Here is a 25,254-nt window from a genome sequence, read left to right as displayed (position 1 = left end):
ATTGCAGTAGGCGTTACAACTAGATAATGAGAAATAAAGGAGAGGGGACCATGTTTGAACTCGTAGACAACATCCCGCAAAGCGCAGTCATCAAGGTGATCGGCGTCGGCGGAGGCGGTGGCAACGCCGTCAATCACATGGCGAAGAACAACATCGAGGGCGTCGAGTTCATCTGCGCCAACACCGATGCCCAGGCACTGAAGAACATCGCCGCGCGCACCGTTCTGCAGCTGGGTACCGGCGTGACCAAGGGTCTCGGCGCTGGCGCCAATCCGGAGGTCGGTCGTCAGGCCGCACTGGAAGATCGCGAGCGTATCGCTGAAGTGCTGCAAGGCACCGACATGGTGTTCATAACCACCGGCATGGGTGGCGGCACCGGCACCGGTGCGGCGCCGATCATTGCCGAGGTTGCCCGCGAGATGGGCATCCTGACCGTCGCGGTGGTCACTCGTCCGTTCCCGTTCGAAGGCCGCAAGCGCATGCTGATCGCTGATGAGGGCATCCGCGCGCTGTCGGAAAGCGTCGACTCGCTGATCACCATTCCCAACGAGAAGCTGCTGACCATCCTCGGCAAGGACGCAAGCCTCTTGTCCGCCTTCGCCAAGGCAGATGACGTGCTGGCCGGTGCGGTCCGCGGCATCTCCGACATCATCAAGCGTCCGGGCATGATCAACGTCGACTTCGCCGACGTTAAGACCGTCATGAGCGAGATGGGCATGGCGATGATGGGTACCGGCTGTGCCAGCGGTCCGAACCGTGCGCGCGAGGCGACCGAAGCGGCGATCCGCAATCCGCTGCTGGAAGACGTCAACCTGCAGGGCGCCCGCGGCATCCTGGTCAACATCACCGCCGGTCCCGACCTGTCGCTGGGCGAGTACTCCGACGTCGGCAACATCATCGAACAGTTCGCTTCCGAGCACGCGACCGTGAAGGTCGGTACCGTGATCGATCCGGACATGCGCGACGAGCTGCACGTCACCGTGGTCGCCACCGGTCTGGGTGCACGCATCGAGAAGCCGGTCAAGGTCGTTGACAACACCGTGCAGCCGGTCGCCGTCGCTACGCCTGCGGCTACCCCGTCGCGCCAGGAGCAGCCTGCCGTCAACTACCGCGATCTGGATCGTCCGACCGTGATGCGCAATCAGGCGCACGGAAATGCGGCCGCCGCGGCAAAAATGAACCCCCAGGAAGATCTCGATTACCTGGACATTCCGGCCTTCCTGCGTCGCCAGGCCGATTGAGGGAGTCAATCAGGGATATGGTTTCGATTGGTGTTCAGCAAAGAGCGGTTCTGCTATTATCGCCGCCCATTGTTGAAAACAATTCGCAACTAGTTCTAGCGGTCGAACCATGATCAAACAACGCACCTTGAAGAACACCATCCGCGCCACCGGCGTCGGTCTGCATTCCGGGGAGAAGGTCTACCTCACCCTGAAGCCGGCCCCGGTGGACACCGGTATCGTGTTCCGTCGAACCGATCTCGATCCCGTCGTGGATATCCGCGCGCGTGCCGAGAATGTCGGTGAGACCACCATGTCGACGACCCTGGTCAATGGCGACGCCAAGGTGGACACGGTAGAGCACCTGCTTTCGGCCATGGCTGGCCTGGGCATCGATAACGCCTACGTCGAGCTCTCCGCATCCGAAGTGCCGATCATGGACGGCAGTGCCGGTCCCTTTGTATTCCTTATTCAGTCTGCCGGGCTGCAGGAGCAGGAAGCACCGAAGAAGTTCATCCGCATCACTCGCGAAGTCACTGTGGAGGAGGGCGACAAGCGCGCTACCTTCGTGCCTTTCGACGGATTCAAGGTGACCTTCGAGATCGATTTCGATCATCCGGTGTTCCGCAATCGCACCCAGAGCGCCAGTGTGGATTTCTCGAGCACTTCCTTCGTCAAGGAAGTCAGCCGTGCGCGAACCTTCGGCTTCATGCGCGACATCGAGTTCCTGCGCTCGCACAACCTGGCGCTGGGCGGCAGTGTGGAAAATGCCATCGTGGTCGATGAGGACCAGGTGCTCAACGAAGACGGCCTCCGTTACGAGGACGAGTTCGTCAAGCACAAGATTCTTGATGCCATTGGCGATCTCTACCTGCTGGGCAATAGCCTGATTGGCGAGTTCCGCGGCTTCAAGTCCGGACATGCGTTGAACAACAGACTGCTGCGCGCCCTGATCGAGCAGACCGATGCCTGGGAAATGGTCACCTTCGACGACGCCCGTACGGCGCCCATTTCCTACATGCGTCCGGCTGCTGCAAGCTGAGCAACATCTCTCTCCTTGTATATTTCGGGCCACCCTCAGGTGGCCTTTTTTATTATTGCTGTCCGCCGCATCGCCGATGCGGAGGTTGCTAGCCGCGTCGGATCGAAGTCAGACGGTTCGATGTGGTGGGTGCGAAGGGCTCCGAGGAGCGACGATTCTGGCTAGCCTGTGCTGCGCCATTTGGTCGCGTGCGAATGATTCAGTCGGCAGGAGCGCGCGGCTTGTCGGCGTGCGCTGCGAGACGCTCCAGAGCGCCGCGCAGTCCGGGGTCGCTGATGTGCTCGGCACTGGCGCGAATGCCTTCGGCCGCTTCGCTGGAAAGAGTCAGAGTGCGACCCGTACCACGCCTTTGGACACTGGGCGGTTGCACCTTGAATAGGATTTTCGTTAAGTTCGCGAACTCTTCGAAGGACAGCAGCTGTCGCTGCAGGCGTTTTTGCTGATAGCGCAAACGTGTTGCCCAGTGCCCGTCGGTGATGATCAGCACCAGGCAGCCTTGCTGCCAGGAGGCGACCTTGCAGTGCTCGCGCGCCGCGGCTTCGAGCTGAGTCTCGAGCAGCGCCTGCAGCCGGGTGAGGCGCGCAGCTTCTGAGAAAAGCGCTTTCAATGGCTTGGCTTCACGCAGCAGAACTGCGGGGGCGCGGGCTGGCAGGGGACGAAAGGACATTGGGGCAGGGAGCCTGCAATCGCAAAGCGGCAATGGTAGCAGAAGGGTGCTGCACTGCCGTTTCGCTCAGGGGGCGGTATGCACATTATCTATGTAGGACGACGCGGCGGTGCGCTGCGCTCCGTACATCTGAATCTGCGCTGGTTCATGGCGCTTGGCCTGTTCCTGCTTGCTCTGGCGGTGGCCGCCGGGGCGGGGCTGGCGACGGCATTCGACCGCTATTCGCAGGTACACCTCGATCCGGTGCTGGCGCTTGAGCTCGATGCCCAGCGCGAGGAGTTGGGCCAGGTTCGCAATGACGCGCAGCGCCAGCTGCAGGCCTTTTCTGCCCACATCGCAGCACTGCAGGCACGGCTTACCCGCCTCGATGCTCTGGGCGAGCGCCTAACCGAACTGGCCGAACTGGATGCCAGCGAGTTCGATTTTTCGTTGAACGTGGGGCTCGGAGGGCCGGAGCATCTGCTCGAAGGTGATGCCTACAGTCCGCCGCCCTTCATGCAGGTGCTGGACGAGCTGACCTGGCGACTGGACAGCCGCGAGGCGCAGCTCGACGTGCTCGAGCAGGTGCTGGCCGAGCGCCGCCTGGATGCAGCCACCGAGCTCTCCGGGCGTCCGGTGCTGCGTGGCTATCTGTCCTCGCCCTTCGGTCGCCGGGTCGATCCGCTTACCGGGCGGCAGTCGGTGCACAAGGGCGTCGACTTCGCCGCCAAGGCCGGCAGCGATGTGGTGGCGGTGGCTGCTGGCGTGGTCACCTGGTCCGGGCGCAAGGCCGGCTACGGCAATACCGTCGAGATCAGCCACGCCGACGGTTACGTCACGCTGTACGCACACAACCAGGACAACCTGGTGAAGGTCGGCGATCTGGTGCAGCGCGGTCAGACCATTGCGACTGTAGGGCGGACCGGTCGTTCGACCGGCTATCACGTGCATTTCGAAGTCACCAAGGACGGTCGCCAGATGAATCCCACCAGCTTCATCGCCCGTGCGGGCGAGGTCCGTTAACGCGGCTTTCCTCATTTCCGATTCCGAGTAGAATGCCCGCTTCGCACGCAGCCAAGGAGGCTGCAGGAGCGCCTGTCCGCTCTTCAATCCAACGCGTGGAAACCCTGTCGATATGTTTGCGCCTTTACTGAGAAAACTCTTCGGAAGCAAGAACGAGCGTGAAGTCAAACGCATGCTCAAGACGGTCCAGACCGTCAATGCATTCGAAGAGCAGCTGCTGGCCTTGGACGACGAGCAGCTGCGAGCCAAGACGATCCAGTTCCGGGAGCGTCTGGACAAGGGCGCCACTCTCGACCAGCTGTTGCCGGAAGCCTTCGCTGTCTGCCGCGAGGCGGGCAAGCGGGTGATGGGCATGCGTCACTTCGACGTGCAGCTGGTCGGCGGCATGACCCTGCATGAAGGCAAGATCGCCGAGATGCGCACCGGTGAGGGCAAGACCCTGGTCGCGACGCTGGCGGTATATCTCAACGCGCTGGCCGGCAAAGGCGTGCACGTGGTCACGGTCAACGACTACCTGGCCCGCCGTGACGCCAACTGGATGCGTCCGCTGTATGAGTTTCTCGGCCTGAGCGTCGGCGTGGTCACACCGTTCCAGCCGCCGGAAGAGAAGCGCGCCGCCTACGCCGCCGACATCACCTACGGCACCAACAACGAGTTCGGCTTCGACTACCTGCGCGACAACATGGCCTTCAGCCTGGAAGACAAGTTCCAGCGCGAGCTGAACTTTGCCGTGATCGACGAGGTCGACTCGATCCTCATCGACGAGGCGCGTACCCCGCTGATCATCTCCGGCCAGGCCGAGGACAGCTCCAAGCTCTACACCGAGATCAATCGCCTGATTCCCAAGCTCAAGCAGCATATCGAGGAAGAGGAAGGCGTCGTCACCCAGGAAGGCCACTACAAGGTCGACGAGAAGACTCGCCAGGTCGAGCTCAACGAGGCCGGGCACCAGTACGTCGAGGAGCTGCTCACCGAAGCCGGTCTGCTCGCAGAAGGCGAGAGCCTGTACTCGGCGCACAACCTGGGCCTGCTGACCCACGTTTACTCCGGGCTGCGTGCGCACAAGCTGTTCAATCGCAACGTCGAATACATCGTGCAGAACAATCAGGTCATCCTGATCGACGAGCACACCGGTCGCACCATGCAGGGTCGGCGACTCTCCGAGGGGCTGCACCAGGCCATCGAGGCCAAGGAAGGAGTGACCATCCAGGCCGAGAGCCAGACGCTCGCCTCGACCACCTTCCAGAATTACTTCCGCCTCTACAGCAAGCTGTCCGGGATGACCGGCACCGCCGACACCGAGGCGTTCGAGTTCCGCCAGATCTACGGTCTGGACGTGATGGTGATTCCGACCAACAAGCAGGTACTGCGCAAGGACTTCAACGACCTGGTCTACCTGACCCAGGAAGAGAAGTACGCTGCCGTCATCACCGACATCAAGGAATGCAAGGCCAGTGGCCGTCCGGTGCTGGTCGGTACCGCCTCGATCGAGACTTCCGAGTACGTTGCCAAACTGCTGGAGAAGGAGGGCATCGAGCACAAGGTGCTCAACGCCAAGTTCCACGATCGCGAAGCAGAGATCATCGCCCAGGCCGGACGTCCTGGCGCGGTGACCATCGCCACCAACATGGCCGGCCGCGGCACCGACATCCTGCTTGGCGGCAACTGGGAAGTGGAAGTCGCCGCGCTGGAGAACCCCACCGAAGAGCAGATCGCGCAGATCAAGGCCGACTGGCAGAAGCGTCATCAGCAGGTCATCGAGTCGGGTGGTCTGCACGTGATTGCCTCCGAGCGTCACGAGTCGCGCCGCATCGACAACCAGTTGCGTGGTCGTGCCGGCCGCCAGGGCGATCCGGGTTCGAGCCGCTTCTATCTGTCGCTGGAAGACAGCCTGATGCGCATCTTCGCCTCCGACCGGGTGAAGAACTTCATGAAGGCGCTCGGCATGCAGCCTGGCGAGGCGATCGAGCATCGCATGGTCACCAATGCCATCGAGAAGGCGCAACGCAAGGTCGAAGGCCGCAACTTCGACATGCGCAAGCAACTGCTTGAATACGATGACGTGGCCAACGAGCAGCGCAAGGTGATCTACCACATGCGCAACGAGTTGCTGTCTGCCGAGCATGTGGGTGAGACCATCGCCGAGTTCCGTCGGGAAGTCCTTACCGCCACCATCAACGAGCACATTCCGCCGCAGTCGCTGCCCGAGCAGTGGGATGTTGCCGGTCTGGAGCGCGCCATCAACAGCGAGTTTGCCCTGGCCCTGCCGATCCAGCAGTGGCTTGATGAGGACGACAAGCTCTACGAGGAAACCCTGCGCGAGCGCATCCTGGCGACTCTGCTCGAGGCCTACCGCGAGAAGGAAGAGATGGCCAGCCCGGAGGCGCTACGGACCTTCGAGAAGCAGATCCTGCTGCGCGTGCTGGACGATCTGTGGAAGGACCACCTGTCGACCATGGACCACCTGCGCCACGGTATCCACCTGCGTGGCTATGCGCAGAAGAATCCCAAGCAGGAGTACAAGCGCGAGTCCTTCAACCTGTTCCAGGAGTTGATGGAGTCGATCAAGCGCGACAGCGTACGTCTGCTGTCCCACGTTCAGGTCCGTCGCGAAGATCCGGCCGAGGAAGAGGCGCGTCTGCGTCGCGAGGCCGAGGCGCTGGCCCAGCGTATGCAGTTCCAGCATGCCGAGGCGCCGGCCATGGGCATGCCGGAGCCGAGCGCGCTGGACGATGAGTCGGCGCCGGCCGGAATGCCGGTGCGTGTCGAGCAGAAGGTCGGCCGCAACGAACCTTGCCCGTGCGGCTCGGGCAAGAAGTACAAGCACTGTCACGGACAGATCGGCTGATCCGGATCTTTCCGATCGACTGAGCGTCCGTTCGACATGTCTGCGCCGCGACCGGCCTTGCCGCTCGCGGCGTTTTTGATAGTGTTCCCCCTTTAAATTCTCGCGCTGGCGCGCATCAAGGAGCTTCCCATGGCTGTCGGTCTCGGTCCTCTGCCTGTACTGCACCCGGTTCCCGGTTTCGAGCTGGGCATCGCCTCTGCCGGGATCAAGCGCCCGGGCCGCAAGGACATCGTGTTGATGCGTTGTGCTGAAGGCTCCACGGTGACCGGTGTGTTCACCCTGAACGCCTTTTGCGCCGCGCCGGTGATCCTGGCCAAGAAGCGCGTACTCGGCAGCCCGCGCTACCTGCTGACCAACACCGGCAATGCCAACGCAGGCACCGGCGAGCCAGGCCTTGCCGCCGCGGAGCGCACCTGCGCACGGCTTGCCGAACTGGCGGGCGTCGAGCAGGTCCAGGTGCTGCCCTTCTCCACCGGAGTGATTGGCGAGCCACTGCCGGTCGAGAAGATCGAGGCGGCACTGCCGGCGGCGCTGGCCGACCTGAACGAGAACAACTGGGCGGCGGCGGCCAGCGGCATCATGACCACCGACACCCTGCCCAAGGGTGCCAGCCGGCAGTTCCAGCACGAGGGTGTGACCGTCACCGTCACCGGCATCAGCAAGGGCGCCGGGATGATCAAGCCGAACATGGCGACCATGCTCGGCTACATCGCCACCGACGCCAAGGTCAGTCAGGGCGTGCTGCAGGACTTGCTGCGCGATGCAGCGAACAAGTCCTTCAATCGCATCACCATCGATGGCGATACCTCGACCAACGACTGCTGCATGCTGATCGCCACCGGCCAGAGTTCGCTGCCTGAGATCACCCAGGCCAGCGGCACACTCTTTACCGCTCTGAAGCAGGCGGTGATGGAGGTCTCCATGGAGCTGGCCCAGGCCATCGTGCGTGACGGCGAGGGGGCGACCAAGTTCGTCACCGTGCAGGTCAATGGTGGGGCGACGCATCAGGAGTGTCTGGACGTCGGTTACGCGGTGGCCCACTCGCCGCTGATCAAGACCGCGCTGTTCGCCTCCGATCCGAACTGGGGAAGAATCCTGGCGGCGGTCGGTCGCGCCGGGGTGTCCCAGCTGGATGTCAGCCTGATCGATGTCTATCTGGGCGACGTCTGTATCGCCAGCCGCGGCGGCCGTTCGCCGAGCTATACCGAGGAGCAGGGCTCCGCGGTGATGGCGCAGGCGGAGATCCAGATTCGCATCGAGCTGGGTCGTGGCACGGCCAGCGAGACCATCTGGACCACCGACCTGTCACACGAGTACGTGAAGATCAATGCGGAATACCGCACCTGAGGCACTTGGAGCTTCAGGCCGTATCCGGGGCAGGCGGGAGCTGTGATGATTCGGGACATCGGCAACGTGAAAGGATGTCGGGCATGAGTCGCGTACATGTCGCCGCCGCGGTCATTCGCGGCGCCGATGGCCGAGTGCTGATTGCCCGGCGCCCACTCGACCGCCATCAGGGTGGTCTGTGGGAGTTTCCCGGGGGCAAGGTCGAAGCGGGCGAGACGGTACGCGATGCGCTGTCCCGTGAGCTGGAGGAAGAACTCGGTATCACTGTCATCGAGGCGCAGCCGCTGATCCAGATTCGCCATGATTATCCGAACAAGCAGGTGCTGCTGGATGTCTGGGAGGTCGGCGCCTTCACCGGCGAACCGCACGGTGCAGAAGGTCAGCCGCTGGCCTGGGTGTTGCCGCGGCGCCTGTCCGAGTACGAGTTCCCTGCGGCAAACCGACCGATCCTGGCGGCGGCGTGCCTGCCGGCAGAGTATCTGATCACGCCCGCCGACCTGGAGCCGCAGGCGCTGCTGGCCGGGGTTCGCGCCGCGCTGGATGCGGGTATGCGGCTCATCCAGCTGCGTGCGCCAGGCATGTTCGATGCGACCTATCGGGATCTGGCAGTGGATGTCCAGGGCCTGTGCGCCGGGCGTGCCCAGCTGATGCTCAAGGGCCCGCTGGAGTGGCTGGGCGATTTCCCCGCGGCCGGCTGGCATCTGAGCGCCGAGCAGTTGCGCCGCTATGCTTCGGGCGGTCGCCCCTTTCCTGCGCAGCGCTGGCTGGCGGCTTCCTGCCACAGCGCCGATGAGCTGGCCCTGGCGCGGGAAATGGGGGTAGATTTCGTCACGTTGTCACCTGTTCAGCCGACCCTGAGCCACCCCGAAGCCACGCCTCTGGGCTGGGAGCAGGCGACCCGCCTGATCGAGGATTGTCCCTATCCGGTCTATCTGCTGGGTGGCTTGCTGCCAGAGCAGTTGGAACGTGCCCGGGATGCCGGTGCCCAAGGCCTGGCCGGCATTCGTGGTTTCTGGCCGGCCATAGGCTGATTCAATGAAGTCGATTCCCTCAATCAATTTAGATATTGATTGAGTTGCGGGTAAGGTAGCCACATCGAATTTCAACCACCTGAAGGAGTTCAGCGTAATGACCCTCATCAACACCCAAGTCCAGCCGTTCAAGGCCAATGCCTTCCACAATGGCAAGTTCATCGAAGTTACCGATCAGTCGCTCAAAGGCAAGTGGTCGGTGCTGATCTTCATGCCGGCAGCCTTCACCTTCAACTGCCCGACCGAGATTGAAGATGCCGCCAATAACTATGCCGAGTTCCAGAAGGCCGGTACCGAGGTGTACATCGTCACCACCGATACCCACTTCTCGCACAAGGTCTGGCACGAAACCTCGCCGGCTGTCGGCAAGGCCCAGTTCCCGCTGATCGGTGATCCGACCCACGCCCTGACCCGTGCTTTCGGCGTGCACATCGAGGAAGAAGGCCTGGCTCTGCGCGGTACTTTCCTGATCAACCCGGAAGGCGTGATCAAGACCGTGGAAATCCACTCCAACGAGATCGCTCGCGACGTTTCCGAGACTCTGCGCAAGCTGAAGGCTGCCCAGTACACCGCCGCTCACCCGGGTGAAGTCTGCCCGGCCAAGTGGAAGGAAGGCGAGAAGACCCTGGCTCCTTCGCTGGACCTGGTCGGCAAGATCTAAAAATGGGCTCATAGCTGCTGCGCTAGGCATTGCAGCGTTGAGATCGGGATCGGACTGCTCATTTACATTTAGTAAATTCCGCATCCTCGCCCAATCTCGCCTTGCACTGCCGTCGCTCGCGACGCTATGCATCCCATTTTGATTAAATGCTGTATCGCTGCTGAGGCTGTGACCCAGCCTCTATAGCCCGACGCCTGGGCGCGATCCGCCCGGGCGTTTTATTACCTGAATTTTGTCCTCGGAGTACCCGCATCATGTTGGACGCCACTCTTAAAACCCAGTTGCAGGCCTACCTTGCGAAGGTCACCCAGCCGTTCGAGATAGTCGCCTCCCTTGATGAGGGCGCCAAGTCCGAGGAAATGCTCGGCCTGCTGCAGGACATCGTCAGCCTGACCGACAAGATCAGCCTACGCACCGACGGTGATGACGCACGCAGACCGTCGTTCTCGCTCAATCGCCCGGGCGGGAACATCAGCCTGCGCTTTGCCGGCATCCCGATGGGGCATGAATTCACCTCGCTGGTTCTCGCCCTGCTGCAGGTCGGCGGTCATCCGCCGAAGCTCGAGGCTGACGTGATCGACCAGGTCAAGTCGCTGGACGGCGAGTTCAATTTCGAAACCTACTTCTCGCTGTCCTGCCAGAACTGCCCGGACGTCGTTCAGGCGTTGAACCTGATGGCGGTGCTGAACCCGAACTTCCGTCACGTGGCCATCGACGGCGCGCTGTTCCAGGACGAGGTCAACGAGCGCCAGATCATGTCGGTGCCGAGCATCTACCTCAATGGCGAGCTGTTCAGCCAGGGCCGCATGGGCGTGGAAGAGATTCTCGCCAAGCTGGATACCGGCGCAGCCAGCCGCGACGCGGAGAAGATGAGCGCCAAGGAAGCCTTCGACGTGCTGGTGGTCGGCGGTGGCCCGGCCGGTGCAGCAGCGGCAATCTACGCCGCGCGCAAGGGCATCCGTACCGGCGTCGCTGCGGAGCGCTTCGGTGGTCAGGTGCTCGATACCATGGCGATCGAGAACTTCATCTCGGTGCAGGAAACCGAAGGCCCGAAGCTGGCCCGCGCGCTGGAAGAGCACGTGCGCCAGTACGAGGTCGACATCATGAACCTGCAGCGCGCCAGCGCACTGATTCCGGCGAGCAGCGAGGGTGGCCTGCATGAGGTGCGCTTCGAGAGCGGCGCCAGCCTCAAGGCGAAGACCGTGATCCTCTCCACCGGCGCCCGCTGGCGTGAGATGAACGTTCCGGGCGAGCAGGAGTATCGCGGCCGTGGCGTCGCCTACTGCCCGCACTGCGACGGCCCGCTGTTCAAGGGCAAGCGCGTGGCTGTGATCGGCGGTGGCAACTCGGGCGTCGAGGCGGCGATTGACCTGGCCGGTGTGGTGGCGCACGTCACCCTGATCGAGTTCGACAGCCAGCTGCGCGCCGATGCGGTGCTGCAACGCAAGCTGCACAGCCTGCCGAACGTCCAGGTGATCACCAGCGCGCTGACCAGTGAGGTCAAGGGCGACGGGCAGAAGGTCGTCGGGTTGGTCTACAAGGACCGCAATTCGGACGAGTTCCACTCCCTCGAACTGGAAGGCATCTTCGTGCAGATCGGTCTGCTGCCGAACAGTGACTGGCTCAAGGGTACGGTGGAGCTGTCCTCGCGCGGCGAGATCATCGTCGACGCCAAGGGCCAGACCAGCCTGCCGGGTGTGTTCGCTGCGGGAGACGTGACCACGGTGCCGTACAAGCAGATCGTGATTGCCATCGGCGAGGGTGCCAAGGCGTCGTTGAGCGCCTTCGACCACCTGATCCGGACGTCGGCGCCGGCCTGACCGGCCGCGTGACAGTAACAAGCCCCGCTATAGGCGGGGCTTTTTTTGGGCGGGAGTCTGCAAGCCTGATTCTTGACCGGCACCGCGAGGGTCCGATCGGCGGACGTGGAAAGCGACGTCCACCCTACGGCTGCAGGCGCTGACGATTGCAGTCGTGGGGTGGATCACGCTGTACCGATCCACCACCAACAGCCGCCAGGCCCAAGAGACCTCCCGAAGGGGGCTTGGCTTCGAGTGTCTGAACGTTGTTGATCGTTTCTCCGCTCTGCGCGGGGGGCGCCTGCCCGGCGAACTCATGTACGCGTCGGGCGTCGCCGCCGTGGCGTGCGCAGGCGGCGGGGGCTCAGTCCTGCGGCGCAGGCGCAGCCTGCCAGAGGATTTCGCCGCAGCCCTGACGGCGGGCAATCAGGCGGGCTGCAACGAACAGCAGGTCCGACATCCGGTTGACGTAGGCCAGGCCCACCGGCCGCAGCGGCTCCACCGCATTGAGCTGCTGGCAGCGGCGCTCGGCCGTACGTGCCAGGCTGCGGCAGACATGCGCCTGGGCGATCAGTCGGGAGCCACCGGGGAGGATGAAGTTCTCCAGCGGGCCGACTTCCTCGTTCCAGCGGTCGATCAGGCCTTCCAGGCGCGTGACCTCGTCTTCACGCAGCGCCTGATAGTCGGGCATCGCCAGCTCACCGCCGAAGTCGAACAGACGATGCTGGCAAGGTTCGAGCGCCTGGATGATTTCCTCAAGGGCGGGATGGGCGCTGCGTTCGTGCGTCAGCTCGGCCAGCAACAGGCCGAGCTGGCTGTTGAGAGTGTCCAGCTCTCCCATCGCCTCGACGCGTGGGTGGTCCTTGGCCACCCGGCGGCCGTCTGCCAGGCCGGTCTCGCCGGCGTCACCAGTGCGGGTGTAGATCTTCGACAGTCGATAACCCATGGGTCTAAAGCTCCGAGGTCTCGTCGTCTGCCGTCTGAGTCAGCGGCAGGCGCAGGCTGAAGAGGGTGCCCTGGCCGAGCCTGGACTGCACCTCCATCTGGCCCTTGTGGTTGTTGGTGATGATGAAATAGGAAACCGACAGGCCCAGCCCTGTGCCTTGACCGACTTCCTTGGTGGTGAAGAAGGGCTCGAAGATGCGTTTGCGCACGGATTCGGGAATGCCGGCGCCGTTGTCCTCGACCTGGATCTCTGCCCAGGGCGGATTGAGACGGGTGCGCAAGATGATGCGCCCCGGCTCGCCCTTGTCGTCGCGCTGCTGGATGGCCTGGGCGGCGTTCTTCAGCAGATTGAGCAGCACCTGCTCCAGCTCGTTGGCGATGCAGGGCACGGCGCCGAGCCGCTCGTCGAAGTCGCGCTCGATATGCAACTGGGCGAAGTCCATGCCGTCGGCCAGGCCGAAGTCGCTGCCGGCGATCTCGAGAGTCTGCTCGATGATGCCGGCAAGGCTGCACGGCGTCATCTGGCGATTGCTCAGGCGGCTGAAGCTGAGCATGTGACTGACGATCTTGGCGGCCCGGGTTCCCGCCTGATGAATGCCGTCCAGCAGCCGCGGGATCTCCCGCTCCCGCAGGTAGGCGGCGATGTCATCCAGGCTCAGGCCGAGCGCTTCGGCGACTTCGGCATTTTTCGGTAGTTCGTGGGAGAAGCGCCGACGGATGTTCTGCACGTTGTGCAGGATGGCGCCCAGGGGGTTGTTGATCTCGTGGGCCATCCCGGCGGCCAGTCCGCCCACCGAGAGCATTTTCTCCGACTGCACCATAAGCTCTTCCATCGCCAGGCGTTGGGTGATGTCGTCGATACGGATGACCACGCCGCGGCCGCTGCCGCCCATCAGCGGGTAGAAGGTCAGCGCGTAGTGGCGCGGCTCCTCGCTCTTCATCCAGGTGACCCGCTCGATCTTCTGCACCTGATGCTGCTGTGCGGCGCGGCGCAGCTGGGCGAGGAATGGCTTGAGTGGGGGGAAGGCGAGAAACACCGGCTGGTTGAGAGCCTGGTCCAGGCGGGTGCCGGAGAGTGCGCTGGCTTCCTGGTTCCACTGGGTCACGTAGAGCTCGTCGTCCAGCGCGATCAGCGCCGACGGCATCGAATCGATGATGCTGTTGAGGTAGTTCTGAAAGCCGGTGAGCTTCTTCTCGATCTTGCTGCGTACCTGGACTTCCATCTCCAGCTTGCGATTGGAATGGCGGGTCTGCTCGGCCAGGCTGCGCGCCTGATCGAATGACTGCTGGGCGTCGTCACGGGCGCGTTTGAGCAACTGTTCGCGCGCCTCCATGCGCGAGAGCATGGTGTTGAAGGCCTCCGCCAGGCTGCCGATCTCGTCGTTGTGCCCGCGCATCGCCCGCAGCGAGTAGTTCTCTTCACGGGTGACCTGGCGTGACAGTTCCTCCAGCTCACGGATCGGTCGGGTGATCAGGCGGCGTATCTGCCGCGCGACCAGCAACCAGAGCAGCAGGCTGAGCGAGAGAATCACCAGGCTGGCGGTCAGTGTCCCGGTATAGAAGGCTCCTGGCAGCTCGCTGGAGGCGACCAGCAGCAGGTGGCCGGGTGGCCCGTTGGCCTGCGGCAGCTCGACCAGTTGGTTGGCGCGAAACTCGCTGAGCCGCCAGTTATCCAGCAGATCGATATGCAAGGGTACGTTCAGCGCCGAGCCGCGCTGGTGCTGGGCCAGCAGAATTCCGTGGCTGTCGTAGATCACCGCGGCGCGTAGCGGGGTGTAACCGTCCAGCAGATTCAGCACGCGCTCGGCCGACTCGCGCGAGCTCAGTGCGCGCTGGCCCAGTTCGGGGCTGGCAATCAGGCGGCCGAGGGTATGCAGCGCCTGTGGCGCCATGGACTGCTGGGTGATCCAGTAGGCGGCGCTGACGAAGGCGAGGTTGGCGACCAGCAGCACCGCAGCGAGCAGGACCAGCAGCGCGGCAAGCAGCTTCCGGCCGACCGGAAGGTTATCGAGACGCTGACGCAGGGACATGGCGGCCAGGCATTGCGAGAAGAAGGCCGCAGGGTAGCGCGGCAGTCAGGCGCAGGGCAATCCGCGTGCCCGCAGGTGCTCCAGTAGCCTCAGATGCAGCTGCTGCAGTCTGGGGGCCGGCACCTGCAGTCGTGCCGCACAGGTGCTGGCGTAGCCGAGCAGGTAGTCGATCTCGGTGCGCCGTCCTGCACGTACGTCCTGCTGCATCGATGACAGATTGGCAGCGGTGGCCTGAAGCACCTGAATCACCTGCTCGTATAGCGCGACAGCGGCATCGGCCTGGCCGGCGTGATTCAGCAGCTCGACCAGCTCGGCGCATAGCGGCTGGATCTCGTCGAGGTGCTCGAGCAGCGCGCCATTGCGGCAGTCGTGCAGCACCGTCAGCGGGTTGATGGCGCAGTTCAGTGCGAACTTGCGCCAGAGTCGGGTCGGCATCTGCCCGGTCCACTGATACGGAATGCCGGCCAGGGCCAGCTCCTTCAGCCACTCGGGCGGCGCCTGCGCATCACCCAGCCAGTTCTGCCCCTGGCCGGCGAAGACGATGCGGAAGTCGTCCTGACGAAATGCACCTTCAGTACTGGATAACGCGATGCAGCGGGCCTGGGGTACGCGCGTGGCAACCTGCTCCTGGCTGCCGAGGCCGTTCTGCAGCAGCAGCACCTGGGCACCGGGGCGCAGTCGGGTTTCGATCGAGCTGATTGCCGCCAGCGCGTCATAGGCTTTGCACGCCAGCAGCAGACGCTCGATCGGCTGGCTGTCGGTGGCCAGTTGCCCGGGAACCGGATGGGTCTGGGCAGCATCCTGCTCGACCAGCGTCAGTCCGCCCGCAGCGCGGTAAGCGGCAAGGCGTTGGGGATTGCGCAGGATGAGCTGGACCGGCAGCCCGGCGCGGCCAAGTCGCGCGGCCCACAGAGCGCCGAGACTACCGCCGCCGAGGACGTGCCAGGTCATGCCTGCTGAGCGTTGCTCAAGGGCAGGCGCAGGGGTGCGACACGGCCGCTGACATAGGCGCTGGGCAGCTGGCGGGCGGCATGTTCCATGATTTCGTCACAGCTGATCGGTAGCGCCTTGGCATCCAGTCCGACCAGGCTGATGCCGGCTTTCAGGGTGGTGAAGCCATCGCTGGTCTTGAACGCCTTCAGATTCAGGCCTTCGTGCAACCGGCGGAAGCTCGCCGGCGAGCATTCCTGCAGGTCATCCATGATGGTCAGCAGGGCAAAATGGCTGTCGTCCAGGCGCGCCAGCACGTCCAGCGGGCGCACCAGCTGCTGCAGCCGACGGGCGACCCCGCGCAACAGCTCCGAATAGCTTTCCTGGCCCAACTGACGACGCAGGGTGCTGGCTTCCTGGAGGCCGATCAGCAGATAGCAGAGCGCGCCGCCGCGCGATTCCACCTGGCGCAGGCTGTCGAGCATCTTCTGTTTCAGGTAGCGCAGGTTGCCCAGGCCGCTGAGCGAGTCGACCAGATTGCGCTCTTCCAGATTGGCGATGTTGCCGGTGAGCAGGCGGTTTTCCTGCAGCAGGCGCTGCAGCGTGTTGCACAGGCGGTCGGCGGCGTAGACGCGCGGCACCAGTTGCTCGTTCATCGAGGCCTTGCTGATGAAGTCGTCGACACCACGGTCGAAGGCTTCGATGAGCACGTTCTCACCCTCCTTGCCGGTCAGCAGGATGATGTAGGTGTAGTGGTCGGAGCTTTCGTCGAGTTGGCGAACCCGGCCGGTCAGTTCCAGTCCGTCCATTTCCGGCATCAGCCAGTCGGCCAGCAGCACGCTTGCGGGTCGGTCTTCGAGCTGGCGCAGGGCTTCGGCCGCACTGCTGGCAAAGCGCACATCCTGGTAGCCGGCGTTGGCCAGCGCACGGCCGATGATGGCGCTGGAGAACTTGGCATCGTCCACCACCAGAATACTGAGTTGGGGATTGGGCATTGGCAGCTCGCAGTTGGGGTCTGCGCCGGTCGGCCCGGCTTGGAATGGGTATGAACGGGTATAATGACCGCGCATTTTCAACCGTCAAGCCAGGCGCGTTCCGTCCGTGAGGCCGTACACGCCGTCTATCTATCTGGAGGATTTTCATGCCGTCTTTCGATGTCGTGTCCGAACTGGACAAGCACGAGCTGACCAACGCAGTCGACAATGCCATGAAGGAACTGGATCGCCGTTTCGACCTGCGCGGCAAGTGCAGCATGGAGTTCAAGGACAAGACGGTCACCCTTACCGCCGAAGCCGACTTCATGCTCGAGCAGATGCTCGACATCCTTCGCGGCAGCCTGATCAAGCGCAAGATCGACTGCCAGTGCATGGAGGTGAAGGATGCCTATGCCTCGGGCAAGGTGGTCAAGCAGGAAGCGAGCTTCCGCGAGGGCATCGACAAGGAGCTGGCGAAGAAGATCGTCGCGCACATCAAGGACGCCAAGCTCAAGGTCCAGGCGGCGATCCAGGGCGAGCAGGTGCGGGTGACCGGCAAGAAGCGCGACGACCTGCAGGAGTGCATCGCCTCCTTGCGCGGCAAGGAGTTCGACATGCCGCTGCAGTACAACAACTTCCGCGACTGATCGACCTGCGACTACTCCGGGCGCCCGCAAAGGGCGTCCGGCCGTCAGGGCTGGCGGGGTGGTTCGACCGCCAGCTCCACTTCCGGCGGTGTGAGCTGCTGTAGCCGCCATTGCCAGATGATCAGGATCAGCGTGGGTATGCCGAGCAGTGCAGTGACCAGGAAGAAATTGGCGTAGCCGATTTTCTCTGCCGGGAACTGGATGAAGGAGAAGCCTTCCAGCGAGGCGAGCAGGGCGTTGCTGGCGGTGAGGTTTTCCACCATCACGCCCGAGTAGCCGCCAAGCAGCCTGGGCAGCAGCAGCATGATCGAGCTCAGTAGCGCGTACTGGGTGGCGGAGAACTTCAGGTTGGTCAGGCTCGACAGGTAGGCGACGAACGCTGTCGAGGCGAGACCTGCGCTGAAGTTGTCGCAGGAGATGGTCACCGTCAGCATCGCCGTGCTCGGTCCCATCCCGGCGAGCAGAAGGAACATCAGGTTGGTTGCGGCCGAGGCGGCGCCGCCGATGAACAGGATCGGCAGGATGCCGAAGCGCACGATCAGCAGGCCTCCGGCGCCCGCACCGAGCAGGGTCATGCACAGGCCGAAGATCTTGCTGATGCTGGCGATCTGCTCCTTGGTAAAGCCCATGTCGATGTAGAAGACGTTGGCCATCACCCCCATCACGGTGTCGGACATCCGGTAGGTGGCGATCAGGCTGAGCAGCAGCAGCGCCTGCCAGCGGTAGCGGATGATGAAGTCGGTGATCGGCGTCAGCACCGGCGCCATCAGGATCCGGCCGGCGCCCGACAGACAGCCGATACAGATCAGCAGGTACATGGTTCCACGCGGCCAGTAGCCGCCGTAGTAGGACTGGAATCCACCGGTCATCGCCACCAGCAGGATCACCAGCACTATCACCGACACCGCCTGGTTGACGAACTCGTAGCGGTTGGTCTTCTCGTGGCGCCAGGCCTGGCGCAACAGCGCGCCCACGGGCAGCATCAGATTGCGTCCAGCCGGTGACAGGCAGCCGGTGATGAACAGGGCATAGAGCGCTGCGCGCGGCCAGGCCTGGGCGATCAGCGCATTGATCATCGCCGGCACCGAAATCAGCATCACCAGCAGCAATCCGATGGCTGCCAACTGATGGTTGAAGGTGAAGGCCGAGGGCAGGCGCGGGATCGGTGCGGCAGCTTTGGGTTCGCTGATCAGCAGGCTGGTCACCAGACCGGGAACGATCAGCAGGGCGAAGATCACGTAGGTGAAGCCCCAGGCCGCATGGCTGTACTCGAGTTTGCTGGAGCCGAACAGGCCGGCGAGGAACAGCGCACCGGCACTGGCCAGCAGCATGGCGACGCGATATCCGGTCATGTAGGTCGCGGCCAGCGCGGCCTGGTGGCTGTCCTCGGCGATTTCCAACCGATAGGCGTCGATGGCGATGTCCTGGGTCGCCGAGGCAAAGGCCACCGTCACTGCCAGGGCGATCATCAGGGTGAGGTGTTCCTGCGGATTGCACAGCGCCATGCCGACCAGGCCGAGGGCGATCAGTACTTGGGAAAGCACCAGCCAGGAGCGGCGCTTGCCGAGAAAGCCGATCCAGGGCAGCCGCCACTGATCGAGCATCGGCGACCAGACCCACTTGAACGCGTAAGCCAGGCTGATCCAGCTGGCGAAGCCGATGGTTTCCCTGGATACGCCGGCCTCGCGCAGCCAGACCGACAGCGTCGAGAACACCAGCACTGCCGGCAGCCCGGCGACGAAGCCCAGCACCAGTAGCGCCAGGGAGGCAGGTGTGGTGTAGGCGGAGAGGGCTTCGCGCCAGGAATTACGGGCCATGGAAGCTCACGGAGTATGCAAAGCGCGCACTCTACCCTTTGCCGACCTCGGGATGCCAGCCGTGGCGGCGCATGTCGACCCGACGGTTGTCGAGGCTGATCCCCTCTTCGCGCAGGCGGGCAAGCTGTTCGAGGCCAGCCGGGCTGTCTGCCGGCAAACCCGGGCGGCCGTCCGCGCGCAGGACCCGGTGCCAGGGCAGGGTGCTGCCTTCCGGCAACTGGGCCAGCGTCCGTCCAACCCAGCGGGCCGCGCGACCCAGTCCGGCGAGTTCGGCGAGCTGTCCGTAGGCAACGACCTTGCCCGCCGGGATGCCGGCCAGGGTGGCAAAAAGTGCCGCGCGGCGGAGGTCTTTTTCGGGGCCGGAGCAGTCCTGCACAGGGGCGTTGTTCATCGTGTCTTCCTGGGCTGGATTGAACTTGGTCGGATGTCGCCGGTCATTGCTTGCCAGCAGGTCGGGTATACGGATAATGCCCGCTTTTCCACCTCGACCCGAGCATCTTCATGCGTTGCAGACTAGTTTTAATGGCCGCCCTGGCGACTTTACCCGTGACTGCCCTGGCCGATACCGTCTGGCTCAAGAACGGGGATCGCCTGAGCGGCGAGATTATCGTTTTTGATGGCAGCAAGCTGATGCTGAAAACCTCCTATGGCGGCTCCATCGCCATTGATTGGAAGCAGGTGGAAACCCTGGAAAGCGACAAGGAGCTGCTGGTCAAGCAGGACGACGTCGTCGGGGAGCGGGCCAAGTCGCTGAGCGCGAGCGAGCAGCCCGGTAGCGTAGTGCTGGCCAACGGTGATCAGCCGCGCTCCGTCGAACTCGCCAGCATTTCCCAGATGCTGCCGCCCAAGCCGCTGGTCGAGGACCTGCTGTGGAGCGGCAATCTGGATTTCGGCCTGGATTTCAAACAGGGCGAGCGTGACACCGAGGACTACGAAGTCGATCTGCGCGCCAAGGCACGCCATGGCAGATGGCGGCATATCGGCGAGGCGGAATACAACCGCGAGTTCCAGGACGACCTCAAGACCACCGATAACTGGAGCGCCGAGTATTCGCTTGACCGCTTCTTCGACGAGCACTGGTTCTGGCAGGGGCGGCTCAACTACAAGCGCGATCACATCGAAGAGATTCGCGAGCAGCGCACCATCGGTACCGGTCCGGGTTACCAGTTCTGGGACAACGAACTGGGCGCCTTCTCCCTGGGTTCGCTGGTCAACCGTACCGATTACAAGTTCGATACCGGCGACCGTGATCGCTTCTACTCGCTGAGCGTGAAGTGGGACTACAACCGCTATCTGCGCGGCAAGAGCCTGGAACTGTTCTCCAATGGCGAGGTTGGCAAGCCGCTGAGCGGGGTCGCGGAGTTTGCTCTGGATGCCGAGTTGGGTCTTCGCTACAAGGTTACGGATTGGGCGTCGCTGAACCTCAAGGCGCAGAAGGACCTGGTCAGCGGTGCGGAGGGCGATCTGGACGAGACTCGCTACACCATCGGTTTCGGGGTGGGCTGGTAAGCAAGGGCGGCGCAGTGCGTGATGGCTCCGCGAGGTAACGTCGCCGCGGACGTTCTGCGTGCGCAGGGTTCAGATGGAACCCGGCATGCAGGCTTGGCTCGCTGTAGTCCGACCGTTGCGCCCTGAGAACAGAAAAGCCCCGCAGCTGCGGGGCTTTTCGTTTTCGGCGGTGCGCGGTTACAGACGCAGGCCGCCGTCCAGCTCCAGCACGCGGCCGGTGTAGTAGTCGTTCTCGAAGATGTAGGCCACCGAGTGGGCGATCTCGGCCGGTTTGCCCAGGCGCTGCAGCGGGATACCTGCGGTCATCTTGGCCAGGGCCTCGGGCTTCATGCTGGCGACCATCTCGGTCTCGATGAAGCCGGGTGCCACGCCGGCGACGCGGATGCCGTAGCGTGCCAGTTCCTTGGCCCAGACCACGGTATCGGCAGCCACGCCGGCCTTGGCTGCGGAATAGTTGGCCTGGCCCATGTTGCCGGCACGCGAGATCGAGGAGATGTTGATGATCGCGCCCTGATTCTTCAGCTCGATCATCTTGGCTGCGACTTCGCGGGTGCAAAGGAACACGCCGGTGAGGTTGACGTCGATCACCGACTGCCACTGCGCCAGGCTCATCTTCGACAGCTCGCCGTCCTTGACCTTGATGGTCAGGCCATCGCGCAGGATGCCGGCATTGTTGACCAGGCCGTTGATGGCGCCGAAGTCGTCGGCGACCTGGCTGACCAGCTGTACGACCTGCTCCTCATTGGCAACGTTGCAGATATAGCTGCGTGCGTCGCCGCCGGCGGCCTTGCAGGCGGCCACGGCTTCGTCGAGGCGCTCCTGGTTGAGATCGACCAGCGCCAGGCGCGCGCCCTTGCCGGCGAGGTATTCGCCCATGGCGCGGCCCAGACCCTGGCCGCCGCCGGTGATGATGATGACCTTGTCTTTGAGTTGCATCTGCTGTCCCCTAAGGTAAAAGCACAGTGGCCCCGCTGGCGCGCTTGATCGTCAAGTCGGGCGCCCGTCCGTTTTCGACGGATTCTCTACGAGGAGTCATTTGGTGAGCGTGAAGGCCGCAAAGAATGCCCGAGAATTGCTGCTCAAGGAATACCGCGGCGTACTCTCGACCCACTCCCAGGCGGTGCCGGGATTTCCCTTCGGCTCGGCAGTGCCCTACTGCCTGGATGGCGACGGGTTGCCGCTGCTGCTGATCAGCCGGATCGCCCAGCACACCCGCAACCTGCTGGCCGATCCGCGCTGCTCGCTACTGGTTGGCGAGCGTGCTGCGGAGGACGTCCAGGCCACCGGGCGTCTGACCCTGCTGGCGCAGGCGCGGCGTCTCGACGAGGCCGAGGTGGCGCAGGCGGCGCAGCGCTATTACCGCTGTTTACCCGAGTCGGCGGATTACCACCTGGTCCACGATTTCGACTTCTGGCGCCTGCAGCCGGTGCGCTGGCGCTTCATCGGTGGCTTCGGCGCGATCCACTGGCTGGACCAGGTGGCCCTGGCCAACCCCTTCGACAGCGCCAGCGAGGCGGACATGCTCGAGCACATGAATGCCGACCATGCGCAGGCCATCGCCCACTATGTCGCGCTAGCAGGACTGCCGGCCAAGGAAGCGGCGCAGATGGTCGGTATCGATGCCGAAGGCTTTCGCCTGCGCATCGGCGGGAGCCTGCACTGGCTGCCTTTCTCCCGTCCCTGCACCAGTGCGCAGGCGGTACGTGAGGCGTTGGTGCAGCTGGCGCGTGCATCCAGTTGGCCGGCCGCGGAGGCGCCGGGCGAGGGCTGAGGTACCAGGGCGCTCGCGCCCCGCCCGGGCGGGGCGTGACGGATTGTTGCAGGCGCCTTGAATTTCCGGTCTCGCGTCGCCACTTAGCAGTCTCGAGCCCCGCTCATTCCCTGCTCGCGCCTTGGCGCACTCATCGGAACCCTGTCCATGCGTCTGCTGCTATTGCTGATATTGCTGTTCCCGCTGATCGAACTGGGTGTACTGATCAAGCTCGGCAGTGCCATCGGTGTTCTGCCGGTGCTGTTCCTGGTCATTGGCAGTGCGCTGTTCGGGGCTTTCTGCCTGCGCGTCGCCGGGGTGGCCACCGCCTGGCGCGCGCGCGAGCGTCTGTCACGCGGCGAATTGCCCGAGCAGGAGATGCTCGAGGGGCTGCTGATCGCCTTCGGTGGCGGTCTGCTGCTGTTCCCCGGGGTGATCAGTGATGTCTTTGGTCTGCTGTTGCTGTTTCCGCCAACCCGACGCCTGCTGGTGGGCCGGCTGCGCCGCCGCATCGAGGCTCAGGCACAGCGCCAGCGGGCCTTCGCCGACGAGCTGGCGGCGCGTTCGGGACGCTCGCCCGGGGAGCGCGGCGGCGAGCGTGACGCCAACCTCATCGAGGGTGAATACGAGCGTCATGATCGTTGAGGCATTTTCGCGATTTTTTGCTCCTGGCCCTTGAAATGCACCGCGCTGCCCACATGTAGCGGTCACCGCAAGGTCCCTGTCATGCGACAGGCTGTCTTTCGCGGCTCGCGCAAGCGGGCTGCACCCGGCACTGCCGGCTTTCGTCAACCAGACCGGTACAGATGCCGGTCGATGGAACAACTCAATTGGGAGAGATCGACAATGAAGCTTCGTCCTCTGCATGACCGCGTCGTGATTCGTCGCAGCGAAGAAGAGACCAAGACCGCTGGCGGCATCGTGCTGCCGGGCTCCGCTGCCGAGAAGCCGAACCGTGGCGAAGTCGTCGCCGTCGGCACCGGTCGCGTGCTGGACAACGGCGAAGTCCGTGCCCTGGCCGTCAAGGTTGGTGACAAGGTGGTGTTTGGCCCCTACTCGGGCAGCAACACCGTCAAGGTCGATGGCGAAGACCTGCTGGTGATGAGCGAGAACGAAATTCTCGCCGTCGTCGAAGGCTGATTCCCCGCGCATCTTCGTTTAACTCCACAGAATTGAGGAACTAGCAAACATGGCTGCCAAAGAAGTCAAATTCGGCGATTCCGCCCGCAAGAAAATGCTCGTCGGCGTAAACGTGCTGGCTGACGCAGTAAAAGCGACCCTCGGCCCGAAGGGCCGCAACGTGGTCCTGGAAAAGAGCTTCGGTGCTCCGACCATCACCAAGGACGGCGTGTCCGTTGCCAAGGAAATCGAGCTGAAAGATCGCTTCGAGAACATGGGCGCGCAGCTGGTCAAGGACGTTGCGTCCAAGGCCAACGACGCGGCCGGTGACGGCACCACCACCGCCACCGTGCTGGCCCAGGCCATCGTCAACGAAGGCCTGAAGGCCGTCGCTGCCGGCATGAACCCGATGGACCTGAAGCGCGGCATCGACAAGGCAACCATCGCCATCGTCGCCGAGATCAAGAAGCTGGCCAAGCCGTGCGCCGATTCCAAGGCGATCGCCCAGGTCGGCACCATCTCCGCCAACTCCGATGACTCCATCGGCAACATCATTGCCGAAGCCATGGAAAAAGTCGGCAAGGAAGGCGTGATCACCGTCGAGGAAGGTTCGGGTCTGGAGAACGAGCTGTCGGTGGTTGAAGGCATGCAGTTCGACCGTGGCTACCTGTCGCCGTACTTCATCAACAAGCCGGACACCATGGTGGCCGAGCTCGACAGCCCGCTGCTGCTGCTGGTCGACAAGAAGATCTCCAACATCCGCGAAATGCTGCCGGTGCTGGAAGCTGTCGCCAAGGCCGGTCGCCCGCTGCTGATCGTTGCCGAGGACGTCGAGGGCGAAGCCCTGGCTACCCTAGTGGTCAACAACATGCGTGGCATCGTCAAGGTTGCTGCGGTCAAGGCGCCGGGCTTCGGTGATCGCCGCAAGGCCATGCTGCAGGACATCGCCATCCTCACCGGCGGTACCGTCATCTCCGAAGAAGTCGGCCTGAGCCTGGAAAGCGCCACCCTGGAGCACCTGGGTAACGCCAAGCGCGTCGTGCTGAACAAGGAAAACACCACCATCATCGACGGTGCCGGCCAGCAGGGCGACATCGAAGCGCGCGTGGCGCAGATCCGCAAGCAGGTCGAAGACACCACCTCCGACTACGACAAGGAGAAGCTGCAGGAGCGCCTGGCCAAGCTGGCTGGCGGTGTTGCGGTGATCAAGGTCGGCGCCGGTACCGAAGTCGAGATGAAAGAGAAGAAGGCCCGCGTCGAAGACGCCCTGCACGCTACCCGCGCTGCAGTGGAAGAGGGCGTGGTTCCCGGCGGTGGCGTTGCCCTGGTGCGCGCGCTGCAGGCGATCTCCGAGCTCAAGGGTGACAACGAAGACCAGAACGTCGGTATCGCGCTGCTGCGTCGCGCCGTCGAAGCTCCGCTGCGCCAGATCGTCGCCAACGCCGGTGGCGAGCCGAGCGTGGTGGTCGACAAGGTCAAGCAGGGCGACGGCAACTACGGCTTCAACGCCGCCACCGACACCTATGGCGACATGATCGAGATGGGCATCCTCGATCCGGCCAAGGTCACCCGTACTGCGCTGCAGGCGGCGACCTCGATCGGCTCGCTGATGATCACTACCGAAGCCATGATTGCCGACATTCCGGAAGACAAGCCCGCTGCGGGCATGCCGGACATGGGCGGCATGGGCGGCATGGGCGGCATGATGTAAGCCGACCAGCCCCTTTAGGCTGTAAAGAAGAGCCCCGCCCTGTGCGGGGCTTTTTTATGCTTCTTCGGTTTCTGGCGGCTTTGGCGACGGAATAGAAGGGTCTGCTTGCCACGCTCCCGCTAGGGAGCCGATCCCTGGAGCGCTCTACGTGGAAAGAGCGGACGCGGAGCGCCTGCAGCTTCCACTCAGGGTGAGGGACCGCATG

22 protein-coding genes are annotated in these 25,254 nt (G+C 63.6%); 14 read left to right on the top strand and 8 right to left on the bottom strand.

Annotated features, from left to right (window positions below):
• Nucleotides 1–50 precede the first annotated feature (50 nt).
• Complete coding sequence (gene ftsZ / locus DBO85_RS00935) at nucleotides 51–1,241, top strand: cell division protein FtsZ (RefSeq protein ID WP_108104380.1); 1,191 nt, start codon at nucleotides 51–53, stop codon at nucleotides 1,239–1,241.
• A 109-nt stretch (nucleotides 1,242–1,350) separates the two neighbouring features.
• Complete coding sequence (lpxC, locus tag DBO85_RS00930) at nucleotides 1,351–2,262, top strand: UDP-3-O-acyl-N-acetylglucosamine deacetylase (protein WP_108104378.1); 912 nt, start codon at nucleotides 1,351–1,353, stop codon at nucleotides 2,260–2,262.
• Nucleotides 2,263–2,461: 199 nt separating this feature from the next.
• On the opposite strand, the gene DBO85_RS00925 is transcribed toward lpxC, so the two are convergent.
• Entirely contained in the window at nucleotides 2,462–2,929 is a 468-nt protein-coding gene (locus DBO85_RS00925) for a DUF721 domain-containing protein (protein ID WP_108104376.1), read from the bottom strand.
• Between the two features lie 78 nt (nucleotides 2,930–3,007).
• On the opposite strand from DBO85_RS00925, the gene DBO85_RS00920 reads away from it, so the two are divergent.
• From DBO85_RS00920 to ahpF, 6 genes are all read left to right on the top strand, one after another.
• Complete coding sequence (locus DBO85_RS00920; RefSeq protein WP_108104374.1) at nucleotides 3,008–3,931, top strand: M23 family metallopeptidase; 924 nt, start codon at nucleotides 3,008–3,010, stop codon at nucleotides 3,929–3,931.
• Between the two features lie 112 nt (nucleotides 3,932–4,043).
• Entirely contained in the window at nucleotides 4,044–6,779 is a 2,736-nt protein-coding gene (gene secA / locus DBO85_RS00915) for a preprotein translocase subunit SecA (RefSeq protein WP_108104372.1), read from the top strand.
• 129 nt (nucleotides 6,780–6,908) lie between these two features.
• Nucleotides 6,909–8,126 carry a bifunctional glutamate N-acetyltransferase/amino-acid acetyltransferase ArgJ gene (argJ, locus tag DBO85_RS00910; RefSeq protein WP_108104371.1) on the top strand — a complete coding sequence of 406 codons (1,218 nt, stop codon included), beginning with the start codon at nucleotides 6,909–6,911 and terminating at the stop codon, nucleotides 8,124–8,126.
• 83 nt (nucleotides 8,127–8,209) lie between these two features.
• Nucleotides 8,210–9,157 carry a Nudix family hydrolase gene (locus DBO85_RS00905; RefSeq protein ID WP_108104369.1) on the top strand — a complete coding sequence of 316 codons (948 nt, stop codon included), beginning with the start codon at nucleotides 8,210–8,212 and terminating at the stop codon, nucleotides 9,155–9,157.
• A 97-nt stretch (nucleotides 9,158–9,254) separates the two neighbouring features.
• Nucleotides 9,255–9,818 carry an alkyl hydroperoxide reductase subunit C gene (ahpC, locus tag DBO85_RS00900; protein WP_108104367.1) on the top strand — a complete coding sequence of 188 codons (564 nt, stop codon included), beginning with the start codon at nucleotides 9,255–9,257 and terminating at the stop codon, nucleotides 9,816–9,818.
• A gap of 254 nt (nucleotides 9,819–10,072) precedes the next feature.
• Nucleotides 10,073–11,638 (top strand): alkyl hydroperoxide reductase subunit F, encoded by a 1,566-nt coding sequence (ahpF, locus tag DBO85_RS00895; RefSeq protein ID WP_108104365.1) that lies wholly within the window; start codon nucleotides 10,073–10,075, stop codon nucleotides 11,636–11,638.
• A gap of 343 nt (nucleotides 11,639–11,981) precedes the next feature.
• Here the strand turns inward: ahpF and DBO85_RS00890 are convergent, their stop codons facing one another.
• Genes DBO85_RS00890 through DBO85_RS00875 form a run of 4 tightly spaced genes read right to left on the bottom strand, consistent with a single transcriptional unit; the run spans nucleotide 11,982 to nucleotide 16,517 of the window.
• Complete coding sequence (locus DBO85_RS00890) at nucleotides 11,982–12,563, bottom strand: cob(I)yrinic acid a,c-diamide adenosyltransferase (RefSeq protein ID WP_108104363.1); 582 nt, start codon at nucleotides 12,561–12,563, stop codon at nucleotides 11,982–11,984.
• A gap of 4 nt (nucleotides 12,564–12,567) precedes the next feature.
• A complete protein-coding gene (locus tag DBO85_RS00885; protein WP_108104361.1) occupies nucleotides 12,568–14,592 on the bottom strand; it encodes an ATP-binding protein in 2,025 nt (674 codons plus the stop codon).
• Between the two features lie 45 nt (nucleotides 14,593–14,637).
• Nucleotides 14,638–15,543 carry a putative 2-dehydropantoate 2-reductase gene (locus DBO85_RS00880; RefSeq protein WP_108104359.1) on the bottom strand — a complete coding sequence of 302 codons (906 nt, stop codon included), beginning with the start codon at nucleotides 15,541–15,543 and terminating at the stop codon, nucleotides 14,638–14,640.
• Nucleotides 15,540–16,517, bottom strand: coding sequence for a response regulator (locus tag DBO85_RS00875; RefSeq protein ID WP_108104357.1), 978 nt, complete (start codon nucleotides 16,515–16,517; stop codon nucleotides 15,540–15,542). The genes DBO85_RS00880 and DBO85_RS00875 overlap by 4 nt, the downstream gene beginning before the upstream one ends.
• 146 nt (nucleotides 16,518–16,663) lie before the next feature.
• On the opposite strand from DBO85_RS00875, the gene DBO85_RS00870 reads away from it, so the two are divergent.
• On the top strand, nucleotides 16,664–17,143 hold the full coding sequence (locus tag DBO85_RS00870; protein WP_108104355.1) for a YajQ family cyclic di-GMP-binding protein: 480 nt from the start codon (nucleotides 16,664–16,666) through the stop codon (nucleotides 17,141–17,143).
• Between the two features lie 44 nt (nucleotides 17,144–17,187).
• Here the strand turns inward: DBO85_RS00870 and DBO85_RS00865 are convergent, their stop codons facing one another.
• Nucleotides 17,188–18,960, bottom strand: a complete 1,773-nt coding sequence (locus tag DBO85_RS00865) for an AmpG family muropeptide MFS transporter (protein WP_108104353.1) — start codon at nucleotides 18,958–18,960, stop codon at nucleotides 17,188–17,190.
• A 31-nt stretch (nucleotides 18,961–18,991) separates the two neighbouring features.
• Nucleotides 18,992–19,351, bottom strand: a complete 360-nt coding sequence (locus DBO85_RS00860) for an MGMT family protein (protein WP_108104351.1) — start codon at nucleotides 19,349–19,351, stop codon at nucleotides 18,992–18,994.
• Between the two features lie 110 nt (nucleotides 19,352–19,461).
• Here DBO85_RS00860 and DBO85_RS00855 point away from each other — a divergent pair, with 110 nt between their 5' ends.
• Complete coding sequence (locus DBO85_RS00855; protein ID WP_108104349.1) at nucleotides 19,462–20,469, top strand: DUF481 domain-containing protein; 1,008 nt, start codon at nucleotides 19,462–19,464, stop codon at nucleotides 20,467–20,469.
• Nucleotides 20,470–20,646: 177 nt separating this feature from the next.
• Here the strand turns inward: DBO85_RS00855 and DBO85_RS00850 are convergent, their stop codons facing one another.
• Entirely contained in the window at nucleotides 20,647–21,405 is a 759-nt protein-coding gene (locus tag DBO85_RS00850; RefSeq protein ID WP_108104347.1) for an SDR family oxidoreductase, read from the bottom strand.
• Nucleotides 21,406–21,508: 103 nt separating this feature from the next.
• Here DBO85_RS00850 and DBO85_RS00845 point away from each other — a divergent pair, with 103 nt between their 5' ends.
• The 4 genes from DBO85_RS00845 (at nucleotide 21,509) to groL (ending at nucleotide 25,049) form a co-directional block, all read left to right on the top strand.
• Nucleotides 21,509–22,240: a HugZ family pyridoxamine 5'-phosphate oxidase gene (locus tag DBO85_RS00845; protein ID WP_108104345.1), complete on the top strand. Its 732-nt coding sequence runs from the start codon at nucleotides 21,509–21,511 to the stop codon at nucleotides 22,238–22,240.
• Nucleotides 22,241–22,387: 147 nt separating this feature from the next.
• Nucleotides 22,388–22,864, top strand: a complete 477-nt coding sequence (locus tag DBO85_RS00840) for an FxsA family protein (protein ID WP_108104343.1) — start codon at nucleotides 22,388–22,390, stop codon at nucleotides 22,862–22,864.
• Between the two features lie 201 nt (nucleotides 22,865–23,065).
• Nucleotides 23,066–23,359 (top strand): co-chaperone GroES, encoded by a 294-nt coding sequence (locus DBO85_RS00835; RefSeq protein ID WP_108104341.1) that lies wholly within the window; start codon nucleotides 23,066–23,068, stop codon nucleotides 23,357–23,359.
• A gap of 49 nt (nucleotides 23,360–23,408) precedes the next feature.
• Nucleotides 23,409–25,049: a chaperonin GroEL gene (groL, locus tag DBO85_RS00830; protein ID WP_108104339.1), complete on the top strand. Its 1,641-nt coding sequence runs from the start codon at nucleotides 23,409–23,411 to the stop codon at nucleotides 25,047–25,049.
• Nucleotides 25,050–25,254: the final 205 nt, after the last annotated feature.

The sequence above is a fragment of the Pseudomonas mangrovi genome (assembly GCF_003052585.1).
Taxonomy (GTDB): Bacteria; Pseudomonadota; Gammaproteobacteria; order Pseudomonadales; family Pseudomonadaceae; genus Aquipseudomonas; species Aquipseudomonas mangrovi.
This window is presented reverse-complemented; position numbering and strand designations above follow the sequence as displayed.

Excerpts from the sequence above, each read along its gene's own strand:
- DBO85_RS00865 (WP_108104353.1), bottom strand. The coding sequence starts at position 18,960 with ATGGCCCGTAATTCCTGGCGCGAAGCCCTCTCCGCCTACACCACACCT.
- lpxC (WP_108104378.1), top strand. The coding sequence starts at position 1,351 with ATGATCAAACAACGCACCTTGAAGAACACCATCCGCGCCACCGGCGTC.
- ahpF (WP_108104365.1), top strand. The coding sequence starts at position 10,073 with ATGTTGGACGCCACTCTTAAAACCCAGTTGCAGGCCTACCTTGCGAAG.
- DBO85_RS00855 (WP_108104349.1), top strand. The coding sequence starts at position 19,462 with ATGCGTTGCAGACTAGTTTTAATGGCCGCCCTGGCGACTTTACCCGTG.
- DBO85_RS00925 (WP_108104376.1), bottom strand. The coding sequence starts at position 2,929 with ATGTCCTTTCGTCCCCTGCCAGCCCGCGCCCCCGCAGTTCTGCTGCGT.
- ahpC (WP_108104367.1), top strand. The coding sequence starts at position 9,255 with ATGACCCTCATCAACACCCAAGTCCAGCCGTTCAAGGCCAATGCCTTC.
- secA (WP_108104372.1), top strand. The coding sequence starts at position 4,044 with ATGTTTGCGCCTTTACTGAGAAAACTCTTCGGAAGCAAGAACGAGCGT.
- DBO85_RS00890 (WP_108104363.1), bottom strand. The coding sequence starts at position 12,563 with ATGGGTTATCGACTGTCGAAGATCTACACCCGCACTGGTGACGCCGGC.
- DBO85_RS00905 (WP_108104369.1), top strand. The coding sequence starts at position 8,210 with ATGAGTCGCGTACATGTCGCCGCCGCGGTCATTCGCGGCGCCGATGGC.
- DBO85_RS00870 (WP_108104355.1), top strand. The coding sequence starts at position 16,664 with ATGCCGTCTTTCGATGTCGTGTCCGAACTGGACAAGCACGAGCTGACC.
- DBO85_RS00835 (WP_108104341.1), top strand. The coding sequence starts at position 23,066 with ATGAAGCTTCGTCCTCTGCATGACCGCGTCGTGATTCGTCGCAGCGAA.
- groL (WP_108104339.1), top strand. The coding sequence starts at position 23,409 with ATGGCTGCCAAAGAAGTCAAATTCGGCGATTCCGCCCGCAAGAAAATG.
- ftsZ (WP_108104380.1), top strand. The coding sequence starts at position 51 with ATGTTTGAACTCGTAGACAACATCCCGCAAAGCGCAGTCATCAAGGTG.
- DBO85_RS00860 (WP_108104351.1), bottom strand. The coding sequence starts at position 19,351 with ATGAACAACGCCCCTGTGCAGGACTGCTCCGGCCCCGAAAAAGACCTC.
- argJ (WP_108104371.1), top strand. The coding sequence starts at position 6,909 with ATGGCTGTCGGTCTCGGTCCTCTGCCTGTACTGCACCCGGTTCCCGGT.
- DBO85_RS00840 (WP_108104343.1), top strand. The coding sequence starts at position 22,388 with ATGCGTCTGCTGCTATTGCTGATATTGCTGTTCCCGCTGATCGAACTG.
- DBO85_RS00850 (WP_108104347.1), bottom strand. The coding sequence starts at position 21,405 with ATGCAACTCAAAGACAAGGTCATCATCATCACCGGCGGCGGCCAGGGT.
- DBO85_RS00885 (WP_108104361.1), bottom strand. The coding sequence starts at position 14,592 with ATGTCCCTGCGTCAGCGTCTCGATAACCTTCCGGTCGGCCGGAAGCTG.
- DBO85_RS00920 (WP_108104374.1), top strand. The coding sequence starts at position 3,008 with ATGCACATTATCTATGTAGGACGACGCGGCGGTGCGCTGCGCTCCGTA.
- DBO85_RS00875 (WP_108104357.1), bottom strand. The coding sequence starts at position 16,517 with ATGCCCAATCCCCAACTCAGTATTCTGGTGGTGGACGATGCCAAGTTC.
- DBO85_RS00880 (WP_108104359.1), bottom strand. The coding sequence starts at position 15,543 with ATGACCTGGCACGTCCTCGGCGGCGGTAGTCTCGGCGCTCTGTGGGCC.